Source organism: Elusimicrobiota bacterium, assembly GCA_041658405.1.
Lineage (GTDB): Bacteria > Elusimicrobiota > UBA5214 > JBBAAG01 > JBBAAG01 > JBBAAG01.
The window spans coordinates 1-2,861 of sequence record JBBAAG010000149.1; the positions used below are offsets into that span (position 1 = coordinate 1).

A 2,861-nucleotide genomic window follows, 5' to 3' on the forward strand; every position below is an offset into this window, starting at 1 on the left:
ATTACAGAGGCAATTGTTAAAGTTGTATTAACAACTCCGGAATCACCGTCTAAAACCGTTGAGGCAGGCGGGGTTACTGTCCCGGTATTAACGGATCCGTAAAGGCTGGCATAAATTTCGGGGCTATTTGCCATTAAAATTTCCGTAGCTATCATGGAGTCAGCTTGAGCTTTAGAATTATTTTTATAAGTATTTAGTATTAATCCTGCGTTGCCTGAATAATTTCCTATAACAATCGTATATTGAACAATGGTTTTACCGCTTGCGTCCACCACCTTGGAAAATGGACTGCTATTGTCTATTTGTCCGACTGTCCCTCCCAAATATGTTGCCATAGCCTCTGCCGCTTCCAAAGTGGCATAGTGCGATGAATTTACAGGTTCGCTATGACCATAAATATCCACCATTTTTAAATTTTGGATAAAACTACTGTCAGTAACAACTGGCGGAGTGCCTTTGAATTGAGAAATAATATTTTTTATGGCGTCAGGAGTTACTGTGGAAGCCACTGGTGTAGTTACTGTGGAAGTCGGAGCCCCCACTACCGCGCCAGTAACGGTTGCTACTTGGCCATCGCTAGCTGTACTATTAGCCGTAGGATTATCTACTTCAACAAAACCGGATTGGGAAGTAACGCCACTGCTATTATAAGCGGCAGCATCGGCCAATACTGATTTAATAACACTATCAACCGACGTACTACTGGAGTTATAGGCATTAAACAAAAGCTGTTTAGCTACAAGTCCGGCATTTACCTCATAATTGCCAATTTTAATCATATAGGTTGGTGCAAGATCTGCTTCACTTGTCGGTTTTTTATCTCCGATTACCTGAACCATCGGCCCGCCACCGGTACCCCAATAAACAGCCTTTACTGTCCCGCCAAGCAAAGTAGCAAGCCTATTTGCAACTTCCAGTGTTGCATGAAAATCCGGATTTACCGGGTTTGGCAGAATTCTCCCACTCGTACCATCGGGGTTTAAAAACCATCCGTCATATACATACACGTTTCTCATAAACACCGCCGTATTACTGGTTATTCCCAAAGCGTGTTTGATAACAGCTTCGTCAAATAAATCAGTATTCGTGGTCTTCATTTGCACACTGCCGTCGGCATTGGAATAAAGCCCCAACTCTGTGTTATAAAATCTTCCGCCTGCATCCATTGCCCAGCCGGCATTAAATGTATTTGTCTGTTGGTTAATCGGCAATCCGTACACCACTCTAAATTCCTGTGTGGCGCCAATTTTTACTCCATCTACCATAAAATCAACTTGCCACGTTCCCAAATGAGCTTCGGTTACGGTATCTCTAAACAATAGCTTTCCTTGAGAATCAATATTACCAATAACGCGTGAACCGGTAACTACTTTTCCGTCCAATGTAGTTTGCCTAGTCTGTGCCGTAACTTGAGCGCCTTCTTTTGCGCCCGTTATGCTTACCGCCCAAGATTCTCCTATTCCCAAACCCGTGGCATTAACATTGCCGGATTTTTGAAATACTAAAGTTGCTTGCGCTCCAATTTCCGTTACTTCTGGAGCTAATACTGTAAAAGTAATAACACTTCCAACATCCTGGCCGTCAACTTTAATTTGCATGCTCCAAGTACCAACATGGTCGGCCAAAGCCGTATCTGTAATTGTTAAACTGCCGTTACCATCAGTAATCTCATCAAACGCCCGCTCGCCTGTAATTGTTTGACCGTCTGCGGTAATTTGTGTAGTTTGCGCGGTTACTCGGGCATTAGCTTTCGCACCGGTGATGGTAATTTTCCAACTCTCTCCGGCTTTTAAACTGGAGGCCGAGGTTCCGTCAGTTTTGGTAAAAGCAATTGTCACAGCACTAGCAATCGGTGGAGTACTCTCAGGAGTACTCGCAGGATTTTTTAATTTTGTCGGATCGTTAAATGCACTCACTAAGGACTGAGCATCAGCCGGTGAAAATTCTCCTGTAATATTCTGGCCTTGGTCATTATAAATTTGACCATCCATAGTGACGGCTAAATTGCCCAAACCGTTAACATAAGCGAAATAGTGTTGCTGCACTCCCCCGTTGGCCGCAACCAGGTAAACATCCAAATTATTTAAACTTCCCGGCAAAACAGATAAATTGTATCCGGTTGCTATAACCGGAGGAGTTTCAACAGGAGTTTCAACAGGAGTTACAGTCACACCAAAAGTTGTAGACACTCCTTTGTAATTAATCGTAACAGTGGCATTGCCACCAGAATTTCCCTGGATTGCCACTTGTCCATTATATATAACCACACTGGCCACTGAATTATTTGATGAACTTACAGTAAAATCAGAGTCAGTTACACTCACCCCTTGGCCGGCTTCATCAATAACTCCAAAAGTCATACCGCCCGTTGTGCCTTGGGTTACAGACATACTGGGGGCTCCGGTGGTGATGGTATAAGTATGAGTTACAACTCCGCCTCCTACTTCTTGCAACTCTGCCCAAATTCCGTTTTGAGATATATAATTTTTCCCCAAAATGAGCCTCTTTTGGCCGTCTTTTAATGTCCAGTTACTACCATCAAAAACTTCAATAAAACCTTCGGGGTTGGTTCTCTCGTCATTAACTTTAGGCCCTTGATTCTGCTGGGCAATTAAATCCGCTTCCGCCTTTGCTTGATTGTAAACAGCTTCAGCCGCAGCCAATTCATCCATGGCCTTCTGTCTGACCGCTACTAAATCCGCTTTCCTTACATCGCGATTTGTCTTGGTAGGGTCCGATTCCGACATCTCTTCATACCATGGGTCAGTGCTTGCTTCCAACTTACTCCATTCGTTTTGGTACCATCCATCAACACTTGTAAAATTAGCTTGCGCCGCTTGCAAATTAGCCTGTGCTGTTGC

The 2,861-nt window shown here is 43.7% G+C and carries 1 protein-coding gene; it reads right to left on the reverse strand.

Translation table 11 applies throughout. The features are described 5' to 3' along the window. On the reverse strand, window positions 1–2,672 hold a 2,672-nt coding region (locus WC955_13355), incomplete at its 3' end, for a hypothetical protein (GenBank protein MFA5860042.1). Window positions 2,673–2,861 lie beyond the last annotated feature (189 nt).